The sequence below is a fragment of the Owenweeksia hongkongensis DSM 17368 genome, assembly GCF_000236705.1.
In the GTDB taxonomy this organism is placed as follows: domain Bacteria; phylum Bacteroidota; class Bacteroidia; order Flavobacteriales; family Schleiferiaceae; genus Owenweeksia; species Owenweeksia hongkongensis.
Map to the genome: position 1 here is coordinate 372,793 of NC_016599.1, position 19,671 is coordinate 392,463.

Sequence of the window (19,671 nt, forward strand, 5' to 3'; positions counted from 1 at the left end):
TTACAGCTTGAAAGGTAGTTTATTGCTGAGAGCTATTCTAAAAAATAGTCCCAGCAATTTATCGGTGACTAGGCTTGAGCTTCCTGTGCTTCTTTCTTTGCCTTGCGGTAAGGGAATGATTGAAAAATATTTCTCTTACCAAAGCGCATCTGTTTGTCAGAGTTATTGAATTTGAGGAACAAACCTCTGTTTACACCAAAGTACTCATAGGTGTTGCCATCCATAAATGTTACGGTCAATAAAAGGCCTTTGTGGTCATAGTCTGCAATACCTGATTCGTTGATGGTAGCAGTATATTCCGGTAGATTAGCCTCAATGGTTTCTTGAGCCATGCTTACCAAAAAATGATAGCCATCAATTATTTTGCGGCTTATAAGTTCAGCTTCAGCTGCTTTTTCATCCCCTTCCTGAAATTTGTCAGGGTGCCATTCTTTTACCAAATTTCTGTAGCTAGTCTTTAGTTCTTTAAGGGTTGGTTCTCCCTCCACATTGAACAACTTCTTGTATTCTTTGATACGTTTCATGGCAACTTTGATTTCTGTTATTATTTAAAAATCAGGATTTTTCATTTGCTGAAAGCATGATTTTTAGCGGGCGCGAAGGTAGTGCTAATAGGTATAGCTAGCTTCGTTTTATAAATAATAAAACAAAACCTGCCTTAGCGGTAATAATTGGTGTGTTTAAGTTAACTTTTCAAGTGCGTGCTCTAGTTGGGTAAAGCAGGCAGCAATTGAATCTAAAGTAGATGTACCAACAGAGAGCCTAAACCATGGAGAAGTTTGGCTTGCACCAAAAGCATAAAATGGCACTACAGCAAGTTTGGCTTCATTAAGTAAATAAGCGCAAACATCTTCTACAGTTTCCAATACGTGACCATCAGTAGTAGTTTGGCCTTGTATGTCAAATTTCACCGTAAGGTAAATAGCGGCTTGCGGGTGAATAGCATCTACATTATACCCCTTGTCTTTAAGATTTTGAATACCATCATAAAAGGCAAGCAAGCGGTCATTCAAGTCAGACTTGAAACCTGTAAGGTAATTTTCCACCTCTCCATTCAGGTTAAGGTATGTAGCGGTTGCAACCTGCTCCGCTTTTGGAGACCAAGCACCTATATGGCCTAAAATAGATTTCATGGCATTGATTATTTTTTTAGGACCAAAAGCCCAACCTACACGAACTCCGGTGGCTGCAAATGCTTTAGAAAGGCCATCAATAAAAAGAGTGTATGGTTTTACTTCCGGGCAAACTTCTACCGGGTTTACATGTGTAGTATCTCCATGAGTAAGTACCCAATATATTTGGTCGTAAAGAAGGTATACAGGTTTTTCATTTGGTCCACGTCTATTATTTTCAGCCACAATGGCCTCACAAATTGCCTTTAGTCCGCCAGCTGTAAATACAGTTCCGGTAGGATTAAGTGGGGAGCATAATGCAACCAACCCTGCTTCAGAAAGGTGGGGTATAAGCTCCTCAGCAGTGGGCATAAAGTTGTTTTCGGCTGCAGTTTCTATCATTACTTTTTCAGCAGCAGAAAGGTGACTGTAGTGATTGTTATTCCAAGAAGGCACTGGGAAAACTACTTTTTCTCCTGGATTTACCAAAGCTTGGTATGCTGCATAAATTAGCGGGCGAGCACCTCCAGCAATGAGAAATTCATCAGCGGAATAGTCTAGGTTTAAACGATCCTTTACAAACTTAGCAACAGCTGCACGGAGTTCTGCTATACCATTTGCAGCAGGGTAATTGGTTTCTCCATTTTCGTATGCATTTATAATAGCCTCGGTCAATTCTGTAGGTATGGGAAATACTTTTGGATCAAAATCACCAATGGTAAAGTTGTAAATTTTTTCGCCCTGAGCCATTTTCTCTTTTATCTCACCGGCAAGTTTTATTATTTCAGAACCTTGTAGGTTTTCTGCCATTTCCGAAATGCGCGTATTTCCCATATTTTTCAATTTTTTGCAAAGTTACTTATTTAGGCCGCGTTATTTATACGGGATGAATAGGGCATTGAGGTATCTGTTCTCAAATTCCGTAATATTGATGTAAATCCTTTTTACTGAAAGCAAAAACCATAAATACATTAGGAGATACAGTTTGCCCAAGCTGCAAAGAACCTCTTCGTGGTAGATACTGCGCTAACTGTGGCGAAAAGAAGTTGGAACGTGATGAAATGACACTCCGTCATTTCTTTGGCTCCGTTTGGAATGCAGTAACATTTACCGATATCAAATTCTTACGTTCGGTTTTGGCACTACTCTTTAGGCCAGGTAAGCTTACCGTTGAATTTTTTGCCGGAAGGAGAAAGCTTTATACAGCTCCTATAGCTTTGTTTTTCTTTATCAACTTGGTGTACTTTATTTATCAGCCGGTAGATGCGCTTAATAGCTCATTGAGATCTCAAACTGAAGGCCAGTTCTATAGCGAATGGGCAAGTGGAGTTGTAGACGATTATCTGTCTAAAGAAAGTATTGCTCCAGAAAATTTTGTCAGTACTTATAACCAAATGGCAGGTCAAGTTAGTAAGCTCTTTCTGGTCATTTTTATCTTAATATTTGCCGTAGGAGTGGCCTTAGTAAATTTTAGACGCGGTGAGCTTTTTTACGTTCACCTGATTACGGCTACTCACTTTGTAAGCTTCGCTATCCTATCTATGCTCATCATTTTACCCTTAGTGGGGAGTCTTTTAATTTGGATTTACCTTATAATTTCTCCACAAAGTTCTTGGAATCTGAATCCTAATATGGGACCAATTACTCTTACCATATTGCTGATTTTGGCAGTTTATAGCTATGCAATGCAAAAAAGATTATATCAGCAAGGATTTTTTGTTAATCTGATAAAAGCAGCTTTACTGATTGTGTTTTTCGCTCTATCAGTTGTGGTTTATCGCTTTTTCCTTTTTGTGGTTACTATGCAGTTAGTTTAGCAGATGGCCTGTTAAAGTTTATCCGAATCTGTCTTACTTTATTCTTTTGTCTGGCTTTGGAATTTGAACGGACACGGAAGTTCCCATTTCTGGATTGTTTTTAAAATGGAGAACTCCATTATGAGCATCCACAAAATCGGTAACAATTCGAAGACCTATACCGGTACCGCTTTCCCCTGAAGTACCTTGATTTGAGATTAGCCCGTCTCTATTGTTTAAGTTGTGCAGTACATTTTCAGGAATACCCAATCCGCTATCACAAAAGGTAATTTCGGTAAATTCAGAATTGTCCCTTACATCAATTTTCAGAAAGCCTTTTTCAGGTGTGAATTTTATAGCATTTGAAAGTAGGTTTCCACAAATGCTTCGCATCTGATTGTAATCGGCCCAAAGTTCTGTATTGGGAGAAACATTCAATTCTAACTTTAGCTGTTTGGCTCTGATGTTTGGCTCATAAATGTTAACCACTTCATTGAGCAATTCTTTTGTATCGAGCTTTTGAATAAGCTTACTGATCTCATTCATTTGGAGCCTGGCCCATGCCAAGATTTCATGAAGGGTAGTGAGACTAATATCTACTTCCTTTTTTAAATGCCCGAATAAATCCTGTAGCTCTTCCCGAGTTATTTCTACCGCGGACATGGTACTTAATAAACTAGATATTCCGGCTAATGGAGTGCGTAAATCATGACCCAATACTGATAGAATCTTATTTTTAAGGTCATTAGATTCTGCTAGTTCGCTCTCTCGCTCTTTTAATTTTATGTATTGTTGAGATAAAGCATCGCTGGATTCTTTCTCTCGGACAAAGGCTCTATTTCGTTGCCCTAAAGTTTTAATAAGCCATGCCCCGGCCAGAAGTAATAGAATAATAGAGATAGATGAAATGTATAGAAGGATTTGTTGTGACTTCAATTTTTGCGATTGTGCAACCTCCTTTTCTTTTAGAACCATGTTTTCCGCTTCAGCCAAATCAGCTTCATATTGTGTTCGCAGTTCTGCAAAGTGTTGTTCTTCTTGGTTTATTTTTATACTGTCTAAAATGGCTTGCATTTTTTCAAAATACTTCAATGCATTTTCAAAATTTCCTTGGGCCTTGTTTACCTCATATAGGCCTGTATAAACACTTTCAAACATAGATAGTTGCCCAGACTCTTCAGCCATTTCTAAGCATTCTATCAACATTTCTTCGCTTTTTTTGAAACTACCAATTTTGAAATAGATTTCACCTAAATCCATTAAGTTGTGAAAAATACCTTGCGTTAACTGATTCTCTCTGCATTGTTTTAAAGAGATGTTATGGTACTTGATGGCTTCATCATATACTTCAGATTGCTTGTAGGTAGTGGCAAGTAAATAATTTGCAGAGGCCATTTCCCCATTAGTTCCAAATTGTTGTTTTAGGGCAACCGATTTTTTTGCATAGAAGAGAGCGCTATCACGAATGTTTTCCGCAGAAAACGCAATCGAAAGGTTGTGGTAGTTTTGAGCCAATCCAAAACTGTTATTCACCTTTTTATTCGCTACAAGGGCACGTTTGTAGTGGGTTCGCGCCTCATCGTAATCATTAATGTTAATCCTATATATCTCCCCAATATTGTTTTCTACGATAGCGAGTTTGGTATAGTCTTTATTTTCAGTGAAGTATTTCTTTGCAGTAAGTAAGTTAGAAAGTGCTTTTTGATGCAAATTAACTCTGCTATATGCATTAGCCATGTTAAGCAAAATGGAATAGTAAATTTTGTCATCCCTATTGATATAATAACTGAGAGCTTTTTCATAATACTTAATTGCTTCAGCTGCAACGCCACTTTTTACTTCTGTATTGGCAATATGACTGTAAACAAGGCCTATTTTACTGGAGTCCTGTATTTCTTCCGCAATCTCTAAAGCTTTATCAAAATATTCTCTGGACTTAGGAATGAAGCTACCATCAAAAAAATAGATACCGGAAGTAATATAAAATGATAATAACTGTCTATTGGGAGTGCTTTCCGATAAGCGATCTTCAGCTTCATTGAGGAGTTCTTCTACTTCTTGTCGGTGGTCCACTTCATTCATTTCACTTGCACTATCCAATATTTGCTGTAGGCTTAGATTGGAGTATTGAGCCAGAGCAAAAAAAGGTGACGTAACAATTGATAAAAATGTAAGGAATGCAAAAAGTTGTTTCATGTATGTGTGAGTGGAGTAGGGATAAATGTAAGCGGTTTAGTATATAAATGGAACTTTTGTGCAAAAAAAATAGCGCAGACCGTTTATCTGCGCTATTCTAATGTTTTTACCTAGTTAGATTTCTATTGTTTCAATACTCTAAAAGTAGAAATTCCATTCCCGCTGTGTACTTGAATTACATAGAGTCCATTTTGTTGTCCAAGGGCTATTTTGGTTTCAGTACTGTTTGTTACTTCATGAGTTTTAATCAAACTCCCATCAATACTAAATACCCGTATTGTAGCATCGCTGTTGGTCTCATTAAAGTGTATCGTTATCTGGCCCGAGGTAGGGTTTGGATAGTAGCTAATTGCGGGGTTGGCATCAACTACAAAGGATCTGGTACTAATAAGATAAGGGCGATTGGTTTCAATTACGGTGCGCATTACATCTATCTGTCCTTGGGTAAATGAGTTTTGACAATTACCACTTGAATAGTCCATATAATTTTCAACCATATCAGGCAGATCCATTCCTAATATGGTATCCACACAATTATTGGCTACATGGTTACAATTAAAAGAACTTGATCTATCACTTCTTGGAGTGTCATGTATAAAGTCGTCCATAGTGCAATCGCCATCTCCCCAAATGTGGCGCAAGCCTAAATAATGACCCATTTCATGAACCAGTATTTTTCCACTTCTTACCAAGGCATCATAACTCTGGTAGGGTGTAGGAAATAAATTTGGATTATTAGATCCAATAACCGGATAGTGCAAAAGGATGCCTTCCTGAAACCCACCTAACTCCGTATAAATTTCAGTTGGCCAATTGGGATGATTGGCAGGAGGGGTAGCGAGTCCGAAAAATACAAGTTCCTCGAAATCATTGAACTTTGGTTCGAATATTCTTAAATCTCCCACCCAAATATTTACATAGTTAAGGGAGTTCCAGGCACTTCTTCCACCGAGGCTATCTTGCGTTATTCTGAAATAATTATAGTACAAACTATCATTTAGCCAATCTTGAATTTCCTGCATTTGCGTTTGATCATAAGGCAAAACACCACCAAAGTATTTTGTTGGGGAATAAGTTCTGGTAATGCCATTTGTAGGATTACCGGCAGGATCATTAGTGGCTAAAACAAACTCTATTTCACTATCGGCTACGAGCGGTTTAAAGTCAGCTCTGGTATTTACAGTGTCCGTATTTTGGCGTCTAAAGCTTTCATTCAGCACTCTTAGTTGATCTTGAATTACAGAGTCTGCAAGGTTTGCTGATGTATCATTATATAGAATATGAAACACTACTGGAATTTGCATTACGCCACTGCTCGTTTTTTTACGATTGGCATTTTCATTTGTAATGTTGGCCAAATATTGGTTTGCTGCTTTTAGAAAACCAGGCTTAACTCTGTCAGCATGTTTCATTAGTTCAAAGCTACCACAGCCTACCAATGTATCATTAGCAGAAGCATGATGTGGTTTGCTCAAAGCCTGTTTGATTAATCCTTGTGAAAATAGCGGGCAAGTAGTAGCTATAAGGAAACAAAGTAAAAGGTGTTTCATTTTAAGTTTTAGTGTTTGCATTTTTTAAAGGGAATTTTGGGGTTATTTATTCTTCAATTTGATCAGGTACATATTCTAGTATATCGCCAGGTTGGCAATCCAAAGCTTTGCAAATGGCTTCGAGCGTGGTAAAGCGTACAGCTTTAGCCTTACTTTGCTTAAGTATTGAAAGGTTTACCACAGACAGGCCGATCTCTTCAGCAAGGTCTTTTACCTTCATCTTCCGCTGAGCCAGCACCACGTCCAAATTTACAATGATTGCCATCCAGCTTATATGGTAAGTGAGTCTTCAATGGAGTTAATCAAGTGTTCGGAATTTTTTTGATTCTTATCCCAGGTTTGCACCTGCATTACAGCTACTGAATGGAAGTTCATAATGGTTTCGCCATTTTCTTCTGTAAAGTCGATGTATAAATTTTCTCCCCAGGATTTCCAGCTGATAGGGCTGATGGCAAAAATTTCGAATCGTTCTTTATCAGCATGAACCAGTTTGAATTTGGTGGTATCAAGTACCTCCAAAGTTTTTTCAAACATCAGATCTATAGGGATGTCATAAGAAGTTTTGGAAGCATACTTTGCAGAAAGGAAATTGAAAGGGCTTAGAAAATAGGATTTAAACCTAGGGTTTTTTCGAATTACAAAATGAAAGATGAAGAAGCTCGCAATTACAGCCGTTACTATAAAAGCTGGCTTAGAATCGGCTGGAACATAGCGTGAGTAAATAATTGAAAAACCAAGGATTACCACAATCCATATTATGTTCTTGATGTATTTCATTTTCAAGCTTGATTTGTTGAAACGAAAATAAATCAAAATTTTCAGATAACATTAAAAAATTAATGATAAACGTTAATTTTTTTTGGAGAGTGTGTTTCAGGTTTTCTATTGTATGTAAATGATGATGCCGCGTGTGATAATCAGTAAAATAAGTCATTTCCCGTAAGGTAAGCTTGCCCAGCAATGGGTGAGGTAGAATGAGCACATCCAAATCTTCTTCCGTGAATTTTTTTAGTCGTTTGATTAGCGTTCCTGTAGCCTTCATAAGATTATCTGCAAGCTTCTGTCTTTTGTCAAAGGAAATTCCTTCGGGCGCAAATTGAGATGGCGCCTTGCCACCAAGCCCTAGTTTTTCTTTATACCGAATTATCAAATCATCATACGATCGGCTGGGGCGATTGGCTTTGCCAAAGTTTAACTTCATAATTGCTTTGGGCAGCATCAACGCCTTATTTAGTGGTACAATGCTTTTATAGATGTGCTCCATTTGCTGTCCAGCAGTCCATTTGTCATTGTAAGAGTAGTTGTAATCTTCTTCGCTTAGAGAGGTAATGTAGGTTGTAAAATCCTTATTGGTTTGAACTAGCTTTTCACTGATTTCTTCTCTTGTCATGAGTTTAGAATTTGATTGGAAGATAAGAAATAGGAATGCTAAATAATAAACTATGACTCGCTTGAGTGGTGATTACTCCTTTACAATCCTTGTGAAGTAATTATAGGAGCCTATTTTCAACTTTACTAAATAAACACCACTGGCGAATTCACTGATGTCCAAATTTCGAGTGACTCCCAACTCAATAATAAATTCGTCTCTCATTAAAGAGCCATCAGAGCTATGTGCGATGAGTTGCACGTTTGCAGTATCTAAAGGGGAGGGTAGCTTTAGAGTGAGGTTGCCAGAGCTTGGATTAGGGAAAAGTTGTATATCAGAAATAGGATTGAATGTGTTTGACGAAATTGACAATACCGAAGTATCTGATTTTAGAAGTTGCAAATTGTTGATTGTGCAACTATTAATAAGCGTATCTAAATAATATCCTCCGCACCAGGGAGAGAAATAAATATTAATCGAATCAGTAGTTATACTATCCGATTGATATGTCTGATTTATTTCTAAAGTGGTGGTGGTTACCTTTATATATTCATTAATTAGTGTATCTGTGTCAACTACTATTTGCGTGGTTGTTTTAGTATAAGTTTTTGAGAATACATTATAGCTATTCACGTAGCTATAAGTACTGTCAGACTTTGAAGGAATGGGTTTAGATTCATTAAGGTGAACCATTAACTTTCCGGAAGCCTCACCAGGCAAAGCGATATCAATCAATCCATCATCATTAATATCCCCGAGACTTAAAGCATATGGATTGGTAACTTGTACATAAGGTGAGACAATTAAGTGGTAAGGAATTGAATTGTTTATACTATCATAGTCATACAGTGATAGTTTTCCCCAAGCATGGTTAAGCACCAGTAATTCATCAGTACCATCACAGTTAAAATCTGCCATTTCTGTAGAATGAGGTAAGTCATAGGCATCAATAAATTGGGGCGTTTGAGGCAAGGTGCCGCTTGCATTTTGTAACCATATAGCCATTTCAGCGTGTGGTCTGTTTCCTGAAAGAGAGGCTGCAACATCTTTTCTGCCATCGCCATTAAAATCTCCAATAGCAACGCCCCTTGGAAATTTCCCCGACAGATTGTAGGACGAATATGCATTAAGTAGGCCAGATTTTTTTTGAGTAAAGACATGCACTCCCGTTTGTCCTTGGCCAGTCATAAATACCACATCGTCCAAACCGTCATTATTTACGTCCCCAATCTCCAGGTCATCCCTCCCGCTGTTTGGGCTTGGATAAGTATGAGTATTATATCCGGTAGCGGTGCGGATAAATAATCTTATAAAGTTTTCACCCCAATGACCAACAGCAATATCGGTTCTTCCATCATCATTGAAATCTCCTAGGCCTAAACCATCAACAGTTTTTCCGCTATAATATCTTATCATAGAATTTAATGATCCAGATGAATTTTGATAAAAAATGCCAATAGAGTCTCCAAAACCTATAATCAGGTCATTTAGCTTATCGTTATTTACATCACCTATTCGTAAAGCCATTATGCGCTTTTTAGGGCTGTACTTAAACTTAATTGGTGATTGTTGAAACCATGCAGAACTATCCTGATAGTAGATAAAAACTCGATAGTCATTTTGTGGATCAAAATAGGACTGGGTACCAACCACAATATCATTTAGCCCGTCATTATTCAAATCACCAATTCGAGTGACTTCAGGTGAAGATCCTATTGTGTCAATTGTAATAGCGTTAGAAAATGAGGTTTGTCCTATAGAGTATGAACCAAGTACGACTATTAAACAAAATGAGAGTAGTTTTTTTAGCACTGTTAGTTTTTTACAAAATTAGAAAAACTACCGATCTCTTATAAAAGGGGTGTGATGCTGTAAATGCTTAAAAACGAGTTGGGAAAATAGCTATCTTCATAGCATCTTAACTAGTTGTATCATTAATAAAAACCAAATCTTATGAACCTAAGTACCAACTTGAGCTTGCTTGAAGTAACCAAAAGCCAAACAGCAGTTCGCCACAGTATAGACAATACACCAAACGCCCAGCAATTAGAAAATCTGAAGCGTGTAGCGGAAAACATTTTTCAGCCCATTCGTGAGCATTTTAATACCCCAATTTTTATAAGCTCAGGCTTTAGGTGTGAAGATCTCAATACGCGCATTGGTGGCTCACGCACGAGTAGCCATTGCAAGGGTGAAGCTCTGGATATTGACATGGATGGACGCGGTACCATTACCAACCGTCAGGTGTTTGATTACGTGCGTGCCAACCTCCAATTCGACCAACTTATTTATGAATTTGGCGATGACCAAAATCCGGGCTGGGTACACATTAGCTATAAGAAAACAGGAAATCGTAATCAGGTGTTGAAAGCCAGTAAAGTAAATGGAAGAACCACTTATACTCAGATGTAGTATAGGAGTAAGGTATTTGTTAGAAAAGTTTGATAAAATTGAACATAGTATATTCTAATCTTTAACCTGTTGTGCGTTTTTCTTTCCAGATTCCTGCAAAAAAACCAATAACGGGAAATAAAACAGCTGTAATTTGCCATTGAGGGTTGCGAGTAAGTGAAACTAAGTCTTCAAACCATGTTTTACGTGGTACTATCTCAAAAGAAAGAGGTTCTTGATAAGCCTTGATTAATTCTTTATTAGAATCCAAACTTTTCACTATAACTAAAATCTCTTGACTGGTTCCTGAAGATTTTTCCTGAGGAATTAATTTCCAAGACCATTTCAGTTCATTGTTACCTAATTCATTAAATGATTGAAAATTAGTTCCAATAATTAATGATTTTGTGAAACTTGAGTCTTCTAAATGAAGCTCTGTGGTAAAATAATCGCCCAACGGTATATTTCCTTCAGTAATTTGCTTTGCTGATAAAGAATCTAAGTTCTTTTTTACTCTTTGTTTGTTTATTTCCCTTACCAATTCATTTCTAATTTCTGAATCATTCATAAGTTGATTGAGTGAAATGGTTAATATAGAAGGATGCCCTACTTTAAGTTTCTCATCTAAATGGATGAGTGTTGTTACCTCTGGTTTTATGGCTAGCACAGTGCCAGTATCACTAGTATAAATAGTTTTATAAATAATTTTATTTTTCTCTAGCTGAGTATTTTGCGATTCTCCACCTGTTTTTGATGGAATTGAAACTCCTTTAAAGTTTACTTTGGTTCCTTTAGGAGTATTTGGCTCATGATCCATGTAATCAGGAACACCGTCAGCGTCAGAGTCTATTGCTCTACCATTTGCATCTACTGTTGCGCTTCGAGAAGTAAAAGGATCCTCGTCCATAAAGTCCGGTATGCCATCACCATCAACATCTAGAGCTTTCCCGCTTCCATCGACTGCTACACCTTCTGGGGTCTCAGAATCTTTATCATAAAAATCAGGTACACCATCGTTATCAGTGTCGCGGTTTAAAACTGCAAGTCGGTCATCAATATCGGTTTGATAAGCACGGAATTCTTTTTTCGAAACACATGATGAAAAGAATAAGAGGGAAACTATTAAAACAAATGCAATGAACTTCCAGTCGGCTCTTAAAATATGAGATTTCATAAGAATTGGTTTGATTGGTTAAGAAAAATCAAGTTATTAATTATTTGAGTATTTCACATGTAAAAGAGGAGACTTATGAAGTTTTATACGGTCATCTGTCAACCTGAGGTACCAGAAATCAGCTTGTGCCATTTTTCGTTAACGGTCATTACCAAATTTTTCAATCTATAAACAAAATGTAGCTCATGCCATTAAGCCTCTCTAAAGTATGTTTTAATGGAGTCTACCTTATTTGAAATTCTTGATACTATCGGAATCTTTGCCTTTGCTATGAGTGGCGCCACTCTGGCCATTAAAAAACGATTTGACGTTTTCGGAATTTTCGTTTTAGCCTTTGTAACAGCTGTTGGTGGAGGCACTCTTCGAGATTTGCTAATAGGAACCAATGCAGTTTCCTGGATTAGGGATAATCAACTTATTTATACCGTTACAGCAGGTGCCATAGCAGCTATTATTCTCTTTAAGATTATCCATCGGCTCAATTTGTTCGTTTATATTTTTGACGCTATTGGCCTTGGGCTTTTTACAATTGCCGGAATAGAAAAAGGACAGATTCTGGAGCTCAACATGTTTATGTGCATAGCACTGGGAGCCATATCGGCAACTTTTGGAGGTGTGCTTCGTGATATATTGAGCGGAGAAAAGCCGATGCTCCTTACGCGAAAGGAAATATATGCGAGTGCCAGTATAGCTGGAGGCTTTGTTTATTTTGGATTAGCAGCCCTTGGAATTTCAAATCAAATCACAGCTTTTGCAGCAGTGCTATTTATAATCTTCGTTCGCATAATCACACATCAATACGATATACGCATGCCGGAATTATATAGGGAGGAAAGTGTTGAATAGTTTCGAACTTAGGTTGAGAAGGTAAGTAAGGGCACGAGCGGGACACTCGCGCAAACTGGGATGTTTATCATTCATTATTTTCCAGAAATCCAAGGTTAAGAAGTCGAACTTTACCTGCGCGATCGCCAAGCTTTATTCTCCATCTTTTTTCCATGAATTCTAAAAGAGACAGACCTCTTTCAAGAATATGGATAGGTGTCCAAGAATCTTCTTTTGAAACTTCTATTTCTGAGTATGAACCAAATCTATAACTAACAGTCGTTTCAGCGTTATCTCTCTTGTCAATAAAGCATTTATCTTGAAGACTTGAATTTTTCGGTTTAGATAGGGGTAGTAGATTACCCAGGGAATTTTTAAGTTTATTTTTTTGGGCACTAGTGTATGTACTGTAATCTGTCTGCCAACATTTTTTTCTGCTATTCTGTGGATAGATGTGTTCGACACTAATGTAGTCAGTCTTTTCTTGTGTAAATTCTACCCAGTTTATTTTTGACGTATTTGTTTTAGATCCACTTTTCAAATGTTGCTCATACTCAAAAAGAAAATAACGTATCCCAGACCAACTGTAAAAACCATTCTTAAATTCGCTAACCAAGTTTTCAAATGAGATCTCATTTTGAAGTAGTTTTTGAATACGATGGTTAAGTATTTCCGTTACCTCTTCAACGGATTTGGTTTCATTTGAATATTCGGTAGCCAAAATTAATGCACTTGATTCTTGAGGGCCAAAAATGGCGTATCTGAAGTAGAAGCCTAATAATGACAAAACAAACTTTTCGCGCTCAATCACCCTAAGAAGGCCAAGTCTTTTTTTCGCATCAGATTCCTTTTGATAAATTAGCATTAGTAGAGGAGCATAATCAGAAAAACCTATTCTTTCGAGTCTATCTAACCACATTCGCTCTTCCTCAAGAATATATTTATTCTCGATAGGGTTGAAAAGGTAATACCAAGATTCAACTGATCGCTGCAAACTATTAGCATAATTATAAATATCCTTTACTGAAAGTGACTTTGCTCCATTCCCAGACGAGGATTCATTGGAAATGTGCTGATTGAAATTTGGTTTATCAATGTTCTTTAGGGTAAACTTCTCATCAAGCAAATAGCTACTGAAATCATTTCTGTAAGCGCGATGAATTTTTCTAAAGTGTGAATTATATTCTGTAGGTATAGCCTCGTCATTTGAAATAATTTCAGATGAAAAGCTGATTAAGAAATGATTATATAAAAATTTATCATCATCAAGTGGTTTTTGCTTGTTTTTGCCAAGATGATGGTAAACAGATTTCCAGCAATCATTTATCTTTCTTCTTAGGTCGACTCTTTCGTATTCTTCAATATTGTACTTGGTTGTTAGGAAAATTAGCCTATTTTTTAGTAATTCCAGAATGGAGAGGACTTTTCCTCTGTTATTCATCACTTCAAAAGCTACGTGCACATCTATATCACTTGATATTGCATAGATGTTAAACAGAAAATGCTGAGTTATCTTAGTAAAGATCTCTTCTATTTGATCATGAGTGAGCTTAGCCAGCTGTTCTTTAAAATATTCTTTTGCATTTTCTAGATTATGTGTGTAAATGGTTTCTTCTCTATGATATGCTCTCTCTTAATTATTGTTGAAGATTTTTGTTTTTAGAAACTCATAGCTTGGATTATCCTTATGGTAACCAAAAATGTAGGATCCTGATATGCCATCTGGCTGGCTATCGAATATGTATCTTTTCTTAATTTCTGATAATGTCAAATATCCTAAAGTTGCATTTTGGTCGATACTTTCAAGAATGGACTGAATTAGTATTAATGAGGTAGTTAATCGCTGTTGGCCATCGACAACATAAAAAGGTTCAAAGTTTTTGGATGAAATAATCCATTCGTCATCATCCCATGTCTTATAATCGATGGGTGGCACATCTTCAAAAGTGAGAACACCAACGTAATGGTTTTGACCGTTTTCTAGTTGAACAATATCGGCCCAAAAATCTTTTAGTTGTTTATTTGTCCAAGCATATCCCCTCTGATAGTCCGGGATTCTTAGTAATCGTTCAGTGAATAACTTAGAAAGTGACTTTAGTTGATTATCCATTTTGCCCAAGTTTTTTTGTTAAAAGTTGAAATACATCGTCATTACGCCTGTATCACCCCAGGGTTATAAGCCTTTTCAATAGGAGCCTGATTCGCGGCTTCAATTCCCATACTAATCCAGGTGCGGGTTTGCAGTGGATCGATAATGGCATCGGTCCAAAGTCGTGCAGCAGCGTACTCCGGCTTAGTTTGCTTTTCGTAGCTAGCCGTAATGCGGTCTAAAAGTTCCTTTTCTACCTCAGGAGTAATTTCTTCGCCTTTGGCTTTTAGGCTGGCGGTTTCTATTTGTAGCAATACTTTGGCGGCTTGCGCTCCACCCATTACTGCAAGGTTAGCAGTAGGCCAGGCCACAATAAGGCGTGGGTCATAGGCTTTTCCACACATGGCGTAGTTTCCGGCACCGTAGCTGTTTCCAATAATGATGGTAAACTTAGGTACCACCGAGTTTGCCATGGTACTCACCATCTTGGCGCCATCTTTAATGATACCACCATGCTCGCTGCGCGATCCTACCATAAATCCTGATACATCCTGAAGGAATACCAGTGGGATTTTCTTTTGGTTACAGTTGGCAATAAAGCGTGAAGCCTTGTCGGCACTGTCAGAGTAAATCACACCGCCAAACTGCATTTCGCCAGTTTTGGTTTTTATCATTTCGCGGTTGTTGGCCACTATACCTACAGCCCAGCCGTCAATGCGGGCGTATCCGGTAACTATGGTTTTTCCGTAACCTTCCTTGTATTCTTCAAATTCGCTATTGTCTACCAAGCGCTCTATGATTGCTTTCATATCATACTGCTTGGTGCGGTCTACCGGTAGCAGTCCGTAAATTTCTTTTTCGTCTTTGGCGGGTTTGGCAGGCTCAGTACGGCTAAATCCTGCTTTGTTAGATTCACCAATCTTATCCATTATAGTTTGGATGGTTCTCAAAGCATCAGGGTCATCCTCGCTTTTATAATCCGTCACACCCGAAATTTCACAATGGGTAGTAGCTCCACCCAAAGTTTCATTGTCAATATTTTCGCCAATAGCGGCTTTTACCAGGTACGAACCAGCAAGGAAAATGCTTCCTGTTTTATTTACGATAAGTGCTTCATCACTCATAATAGGGAGGTAGGCACCACCGGCCACGCAGCTTCCCATAATGGCCGAAATCTGGGTAATACCCATAGAGCTCATAATGGCATTATTGCGGAAAATACGTCCGAAATGTTCCTTATCCGGGAAGATTTCATCCTGCATTGGCAAATACACACCAGCGCTATCTACCAGATAAATAATAGGAATTTTGTTTTCCATCGCGATCTCCTGAGCACGTAGGTTTTTCTTACCTGTAATGGGGAACCAGGCTCCCGCTTTTACTGTGGCATCATTGGCTACCACCAGGCAAATGCGTCCTTTTACATAACCCATCACTACCACTACGCCACCACCGGGGCAGCCGCCATGCTCGGCATACATATCATATCCGGCAAAAGCACCAATCTCAATCTGTGGACGGTTTTTATCCAGCAAATAAGCCACGCGCTCACGCGCGGTCATTTTACCTTTTGCCTTGTGCTTCTCGATTCGCTTTTCGCCACCACCAAGGTGAATTTTCTCAAGTTTTTGCTTTATATCTGAAACCATTAGTTTCAGTTTGTCTTCGTTCTTGTTGAATTCCAGGTCTTGTGCCATTGTAAGTTTTATAAATAGGTTGTTGTAGGTTATAGGTTAAAAGTTAAAAGGACTAAGTGTAAAGTGTGCCGTTTCCGTGCACCAAACATATAACCTATAACTTTCAACATTTAACCTCTTCAATAACATTTATCAATTACCCATTCCGCTTCTTTGCGCACTATCGCATTATCCTGATGAGGATCGCTGATGAAAAGGGTAAAATGATTTTTCTCTTTATACACAGAAACAAAAATGATCTCTGGAACGCCATCTCCTGTAAAATCGCCATACCAGTATATTTCGGGCATTCCGCATTGTCCGTTGTGTACTAGTTCTTCTGTAATATTTTGCTCTACGGGCAAAAAGTATTTTTCGCCTTTAAGGCTAAGTTTGTAATTGGTCAATTCAGGGCAGGGGCCGCTACTTTCTACATTTCCAGTAGCCGATAGTTTAATAGGTTTTTCATTTTGGCCAAGCACTAATTCTTGCCCGGGGAAAACTTTACGACCGCCATATCTCAGCTGTTCGCTGTTATCTTTTATGTGCATCCCTTCTGCCTCAAGCTTTCTATTTAAACCTATCAAAAAGATGCTGCGGTTTTCATCATTTGTTTCTACGTCAAACTCCAAACCTTTGCCCACCTTGGTTTTGCTAAGCACCACATTTACTTCCACTTCTTTTACGCTCACGTAGTTTTGCCCCTTGCTTGCATCAGGAGGGTAAAAGCCGTACCAAATCAGGCCAGCATCAATTTTATTGGCATCACCACAGTAATTGTAGGTTTCGGTCATCAAACTGTACTTGGAAGACTTAGTGGTGGTAGCCAAAGGTTTTTCTTCTTCCTTAGGTTCTTCCATCACAGTGGTGTCAGGTTCTGCATTCCAGGTAGGGTTTCTTACAGCAATTATTTCCAAAAAGCCGTCAAACATAAACCCCGATTTTCCGCGGAATTCCACCTTACGCCAAAAGCCTGTCATTTCCTCATAGGTCATCTCACCAAAAGTTTCCTGGCAAGCTACCACCATGCTGTCATAAGGGACGCTGGTTACTACTTTTGCTTTAAGCGAAGGCGTTGCACGCAGGCGCATACCTGATTTTGCGATAATGCGGCAGTCTAATTGACGGCTACAATCCAATTGTGCTTGAGTAGTAAAAGTGAGTAGTGCGAGGAGCAAAAAGGCGAACGATTTTTTCATAGATCTGCTTAGAGTATGGCGAAAATACAAATTCAGGTTTGTAAGTAGTCAAAGGCGGCTGGGCCTTCGTTAAATAATAAATCCAGCACCGAAAGGTTTTCGATAAACCCATGTTCATCACTAAAAACCTGAGAGTAAGGAGCAAAGATATTATCATCTTTTCTTTTGGGATGAAAAGCTTCCCTAAAGTCTTTCTGTACTTCAGTTTGCCAGCTTTCGCTGAATGTAATTTTTGGTGAAATTTGAAGCCAATCCAGGATGAGATTCAGGAGCTGAGTATTCCAATCCATCAATCGGTTGGTTGGCCTTTTATAAAACGCTTCCAGGTCAGGCCCAAGAACTTCAAAAAAGGGAGCAGAGCCGTAAGCGGTTTTAATGGCTTGCCAATGTGTGTTTTGCCAAGCCGTTTCATAGCTAATCTCCACCGTTCCCATCAAAGCCTTGTGCTCATTATTCTTAATAGGAATATTGAGCATCATGGCGCCATGTGGACCATAAATGTAAGTCCTGTTACGGTAGCTCTGCTTTTGCCAACTTTCATAGGCTTCCAGCTCTATGCTATCAAATTGCAACAGCGCTTTGAAATACGATATGGGAGGGAGGTAGGCCGTGCTAAAATGCGCGGTCATTAGGCTTTGGCTTTTTTGCGTTTGCGATACGTGTTAAAACCATAAATACCCGCCACCACTATTAAGAATGGTATGAAGTACGAAAATCTTTTGCCTTCTCCATTTACTGTAGTAAACACACGGTCAAAACGAATCTTCTTGATTCCTTCGGCAAACTTGTCGTAGCTCATCCAAATGAATACAGGCTTACCTACAATGTGGTCTTCAGGTACAAATCCCCAGTAGCGGCTATCATCAGAAGCATGACGGTTATCACCCATCATCCAATAATAACCCTGCTTAAAGGTGTACTCGGTGGCCACTTCTCCATTAAGGATAAACTGATCACCCTTGCGCTCCAAAGTATTTCCTTCATACGCTGTAATGGCTCTTGAATATTTCAAGTAGGTGTCATAATTCAGCTCAATCTTATCACCTTCTTTGGGCATATATAGCGGTCCATAATTGTCACGCGACCAATTATACACCAAGCTATCTCCGTTTTTAGGATTTGGGAAAATATCTTGATTAGGACCAAAGGTGTTGTACTGTTCGTACAACCTTGTCAGCATTGGCGGGGTGTCAGCAGGGTATTCATTCATGCTTTGTTTTCCCACAATTTGCGTAACGCTAACAATATTTGGTAATTGCTTGAATCCTTCCAGTGCTTCGTTAGGAATATTGATGATGTACAGACTGTTGTTATCAATTCGTGTTACAGCACCATATTCGCCAGTAGCTTGCTGCTGACGAGGAGTAACATAATTGATATCAAAACGCTCCTTTAAAATCTTAGGATTAAAATCTACACCATTGGTTTGCACAAAATAGCTGAACTGTGGATTGGCACGATCAGGCATTGATTCAGATTCACCATTGGTATTTACAAATCCATCTATAATTCTTAAAGTATCACCAGGAATGGCAACGCAGCGCTTTACATAGTGCTCACGTTTATCAATAGGGCGAACCTTGCCTTCCATATTAATAGGGCGAATGTCTTCAGCAGGGTAATTAAAAACCACAGGATCGTAACGCTCTACCTCCGTAAGCTTTGGAAATCTCCAGTAAGGAAGTTGAGGCCAGTCAAAGTAAGAATCTAAGGTGGTAAAGGGAACCTTATTGTGTACCAAAGGCAATGAAAGCGGAGTAAGAGGAGGGCGTGACCCGTAATGAATCTTACTCACAAAAAGAAAATCACCCACCATCAGTGATTTCTCCATAGAAGGAGTGGGGATGGTGAAAGCTTCAAAAGTATAGGCACGGATAACGGTGGCGGCAACTATGGCAAAAATCAAAGAGGCTACAAGCTCACTTACATACCTGCGCATATCCTGAATATCGCGACCTACATATTCCAGTTTTTGTGTAAAATTTAGGTATCCTAAATAAAGTCCGAAAGTGATAACTGCCAGAATGGTGTGGTATAGCTTACGGAAATTGAAAACATGAAGGATTTCAAAAATAACCACAACGGCCATCACATTTCCCACCACAGGTAGGTAGCAGAGGATAGTCCACCACCAAGGGCGCTCAATTATTTTGAGCATTATTACGGTGCGATAAATCGGCACAAAAGCTTCCCACGATTGGCGGCCAGCTTGTTTGTAAAAGTTAAATGTAACAATGCCACTAAAGATTTCAATGGCAAGGAAGAGGATAAGCAAGTTCATATCCGAAGTGAGG

General features: G+C 38.6%; 18 protein-coding genes. 3 read left to right on the forward strand and 15 right to left on the reverse strand.

The genetic code is table 11. The annotated features are described in order from the left end of the window. Positions 1 to 68: 68 nt before the first annotated feature. Both OWEHO_RS01740 and OWEHO_RS01745 read right to left on the reverse strand, forming a co-directional pair. Positions 69 to 524, reverse strand: a complete 456-nt coding sequence (locus OWEHO_RS01740; RefSeq protein WP_014200734.1) for a KTSC domain-containing protein — start codon at positions 522 to 524, stop codon at positions 69 to 71. Positions 525 to 680: 156 nt separating this feature from the next. Then, the gene (locus tag OWEHO_RS01745) at positions 681 to 1,946 is read right to left on the reverse strand and encodes a pyridoxal phosphate-dependent aminotransferase (protein ID WP_014200735.1); all 1,266 of its coding nucleotides are present in this window, start codon (positions 1,944 to 1,946) and stop codon (positions 681 to 683) included. Positions 1,947 to 2,158: 212 nt separating this feature from the next. Here OWEHO_RS01745 and OWEHO_RS01750 point away from each other — a divergent pair, with 212 nt between their 5' ends. Next, positions 2,159 to 2,929 (forward strand): DUF3667 domain-containing protein, encoded by a 771-nt coding sequence (locus OWEHO_RS01750; RefSeq protein ID WP_083827965.1) that lies wholly within the window; start codon positions 2,159 to 2,161, stop codon positions 2,927 to 2,929. Positions 2,930 to 2,962: 33 nt separating this feature from the next. Here OWEHO_RS01750 and OWEHO_RS01755 read toward each other — a convergent pair whose 3' ends face one another. The 6 genes from OWEHO_RS01755 to OWEHO_RS01780 form a co-directional block, all read right to left on the reverse strand. After that, a complete protein-coding gene (locus tag OWEHO_RS01755) occupies positions 2,963 to 5,104 on the reverse strand; it encodes a tetratricopeptide repeat-containing sensor histidine kinase (RefSeq protein WP_014200737.1) in 2,142 nt (713 codons plus the stop codon). 122 nt (positions 5,105 to 5,226) lie between these two features. After that, complete coding sequence (locus tag OWEHO_RS01760; RefSeq protein ID WP_169312750.1) at positions 5,227 to 6,654, reverse strand: zinc-dependent metalloprotease; 1,428 nt, start codon at positions 6,652 to 6,654, stop codon at positions 5,227 to 5,229. A gap of 46 nt (positions 6,655 to 6,700) precedes the next feature. Next, positions 6,701 to 6,919: a helix-turn-helix domain-containing protein gene (locus OWEHO_RS01765; RefSeq protein WP_014200739.1), complete on the reverse strand. Its 219-nt coding sequence runs from the start codon at positions 6,917 to 6,919 to the stop codon at positions 6,701 to 6,703. 5 nt (positions 6,920 to 6,924) lie between these two features. Beyond that, positions 6,925 to 7,431, reverse strand: a complete 507-nt coding sequence (locus tag OWEHO_RS01770) for a hypothetical protein (protein ID WP_041627348.1) — start codon at positions 7,429 to 7,431, stop codon at positions 6,925 to 6,927. Further along, complete coding sequence (locus OWEHO_RS01775) at positions 7,346 to 8,044, reverse strand: DinB family protein (protein ID WP_014200741.1); 699 nt, start codon at positions 8,042 to 8,044, stop codon at positions 7,346 to 7,348. The genes OWEHO_RS01770 and OWEHO_RS01775 overlap by 86 nt, the downstream gene beginning before the upstream one ends. A gap of 72 nt (positions 8,045 to 8,116) precedes the next feature. Continuing rightward, positions 8,117 to 9,835: a T9SS type A sorting domain-containing protein gene (locus tag OWEHO_RS01780; protein WP_014200742.1), complete on the reverse strand. Its 1,719-nt coding sequence runs from the start codon at positions 9,833 to 9,835 to the stop codon at positions 8,117 to 8,119. A gap of 141 nt (positions 9,836 to 9,976) precedes the next feature. On the opposite strand from OWEHO_RS01780, the gene OWEHO_RS01785 reads away from it, so the two are divergent. Next, positions 9,977 to 10,435 (forward strand): D-Ala-D-Ala carboxypeptidase family metallohydrolase, encoded by a 459-nt coding sequence (locus OWEHO_RS01785; RefSeq protein ID WP_014200743.1) that lies wholly within the window; start codon positions 9,977 to 9,979, stop codon positions 10,433 to 10,435. 61 nt (positions 10,436 to 10,496) lie between these two features. Here the strand turns inward: OWEHO_RS01785 and OWEHO_RS17670 are convergent, their stop codons facing one another. Beyond that, complete coding sequence (locus tag OWEHO_RS17670; RefSeq protein ID WP_014200744.1) at positions 10,497 to 11,588, reverse strand: thrombospondin type 3 repeat-containing protein; 1,092 nt, start codon at positions 11,586 to 11,588, stop codon at positions 10,497 to 10,499. Positions 11,589 to 11,804: 216 nt separating this feature from the next. Here OWEHO_RS17670 and OWEHO_RS01795 point away from each other — a divergent pair, with 216 nt between their 5' ends. Further along, positions 11,805 to 12,434, forward strand: a complete 630-nt coding sequence (locus OWEHO_RS01795) for a trimeric intracellular cation channel family protein (protein WP_014200745.1) — start codon at positions 11,805 to 11,807, stop codon at positions 12,432 to 12,434. Positions 12,435 to 12,501: 67 nt separating this feature from the next. On the opposite strand, the gene OWEHO_RS01800 is transcribed toward OWEHO_RS01795, so the two are convergent. The 6 genes from OWEHO_RS01800 to lepB all read right to left on the reverse strand — a co-directional run bounded on the left by OWEHO_RS01800 (position 12,502) and on the right by lepB (position 19,658). Next, entirely contained in the window at positions 12,502 to 13,875 is a 1,374-nt protein-coding gene (locus OWEHO_RS01800; RefSeq protein WP_143764458.1) for an HNH endonuclease family protein, read from the reverse strand. A gap of 171 nt (positions 13,876 to 14,046) precedes the next feature. Further along, the gene (locus OWEHO_RS17675; RefSeq protein WP_052301068.1) at positions 14,047 to 14,523 is read right to left on the reverse strand and encodes a DUF262 domain-containing protein; all 477 of its coding nucleotides are present in this window, start codon (positions 14,521 to 14,523) and stop codon (positions 14,047 to 14,049) included. Between the two features lie 41 nt (positions 14,524 to 14,564). After that, complete coding sequence (locus OWEHO_RS01805; RefSeq protein WP_014200746.1) at positions 14,565 to 16,199, reverse strand: acyl-CoA carboxylase subunit beta; 1,635 nt, start codon at positions 16,197 to 16,199, stop codon at positions 14,565 to 14,567. A gap of 119 nt (positions 16,200 to 16,318) precedes the next feature. Next, positions 16,319 to 17,377, reverse strand: coding sequence for a hypothetical protein (locus OWEHO_RS01810; RefSeq protein WP_014200747.1), 1,059 nt, complete (start codon positions 17,375 to 17,377; stop codon positions 16,319 to 16,321). 32 nt (positions 17,378 to 17,409) lie between these two features. After that, complete coding sequence (locus OWEHO_RS01815; protein ID WP_014200748.1) at positions 17,410 to 18,006, reverse strand: WbqC family protein; 597 nt, start codon at positions 18,004 to 18,006, stop codon at positions 17,410 to 17,412. Next, entirely contained in the window at positions 18,006 to 19,658 is a 1,653-nt protein-coding gene (gene lepB / locus OWEHO_RS01820; protein WP_014200749.1) for a signal peptidase I, read from the reverse strand. The genes OWEHO_RS01815 and lepB overlap by 1 nt, the downstream gene beginning before the upstream one ends. Positions 19,659 to 19,671 lie beyond the last annotated feature (13 nt).

Bases quoted from the DNA above. Each gene is read 5' to 3' on its own strand.
- OWEHO_RS01740 (WP_014200734.1), bottom strand. From the start codon at position 524: ATGAAACGTATCAAAGAATACAAGAAGTTGTTCAATGTGGAGGGAGAA.
- OWEHO_RS01745 (WP_014200735.1), bottom strand. From the start codon at position 1,946: ATGGGAAATACGCGCATTTCGGAAATGGCAGAAAACCTACAAGGTTCT.
- OWEHO_RS01755 (WP_014200737.1), bottom strand. From the start codon at position 5,104: ATGAAACAACTTTTTGCATTCCTTACATTTTTATCAATTGTTACGTCA.
- OWEHO_RS01760 (WP_169312750.1), bottom strand. From the start codon at position 6,654: ATGAAACACCTTTTACTTTGTTTCCTTATAGCTACTACTTGCCCGCTA.
- OWEHO_RS01765 (WP_014200739.1), bottom strand. From the start codon at position 6,919: ATGGCAATCATTGTAAATTTGGACGTGGTGCTGGCTCAGCGGAAGATG.
- OWEHO_RS01770 (WP_041627348.1), bottom strand. From the start codon at position 7,431: ATGAAATACATCAAGAACATAATATGGATTGTGGTAATCCTTGGTTTT.
- OWEHO_RS01775 (WP_014200741.1), bottom strand. From the start codon at position 8,044: ATGACAAGAGAAGAAATCAGTGAAAAGCTAGTTCAAACCAATAAGGAT.
- OWEHO_RS01785 (WP_014200743.1), top strand. From the start codon at position 9,977: ATGAACCTAAGTACCAACTTGAGCTTGCTTGAAGTAACCAAAAGCCAA.
- OWEHO_RS17670 (WP_014200744.1), bottom strand. From the start codon at position 11,588: ATGAAATCTCATATTTTAAGAGCCGACTGGAAGTTCATTGCATTTGTT.
- OWEHO_RS01795 (WP_014200745.1), top strand. From the start codon at position 11,805: ATGGAGTCTACCTTATTTGAAATTCTTGATACTATCGGAATCTTTGCC.
- OWEHO_RS17675 (WP_052301068.1), bottom strand. From the start codon at position 14,523: ATGGATAATCAACTAAAGTCACTTTCTAAGTTATTCACTGAACGATTA.
- OWEHO_RS01805 (WP_014200746.1), bottom strand. From the start codon at position 16,199: ATGGCACAAGACCTGGAATTCAACAAGAACGAAGACAAACTGAAACTA.
- OWEHO_RS01810 (WP_014200747.1), bottom strand. From the start codon at position 17,377: ATGAAAAAATCGTTCGCCTTTTTGCTCCTCGCACTACTCACTTTTACT.
- OWEHO_RS01815 (WP_014200748.1), bottom strand. From the start codon at position 18,006: ATGACCGCGCATTTTAGCACGGCCTACCTCCCTCCCATATCGTATTTC.
- lepB (WP_014200749.1), bottom strand. From the start codon at position 19,658: ATGAACTTGCTTATCCTCTTCCTTGCCATTGAAATCTTTAGTGGCATT.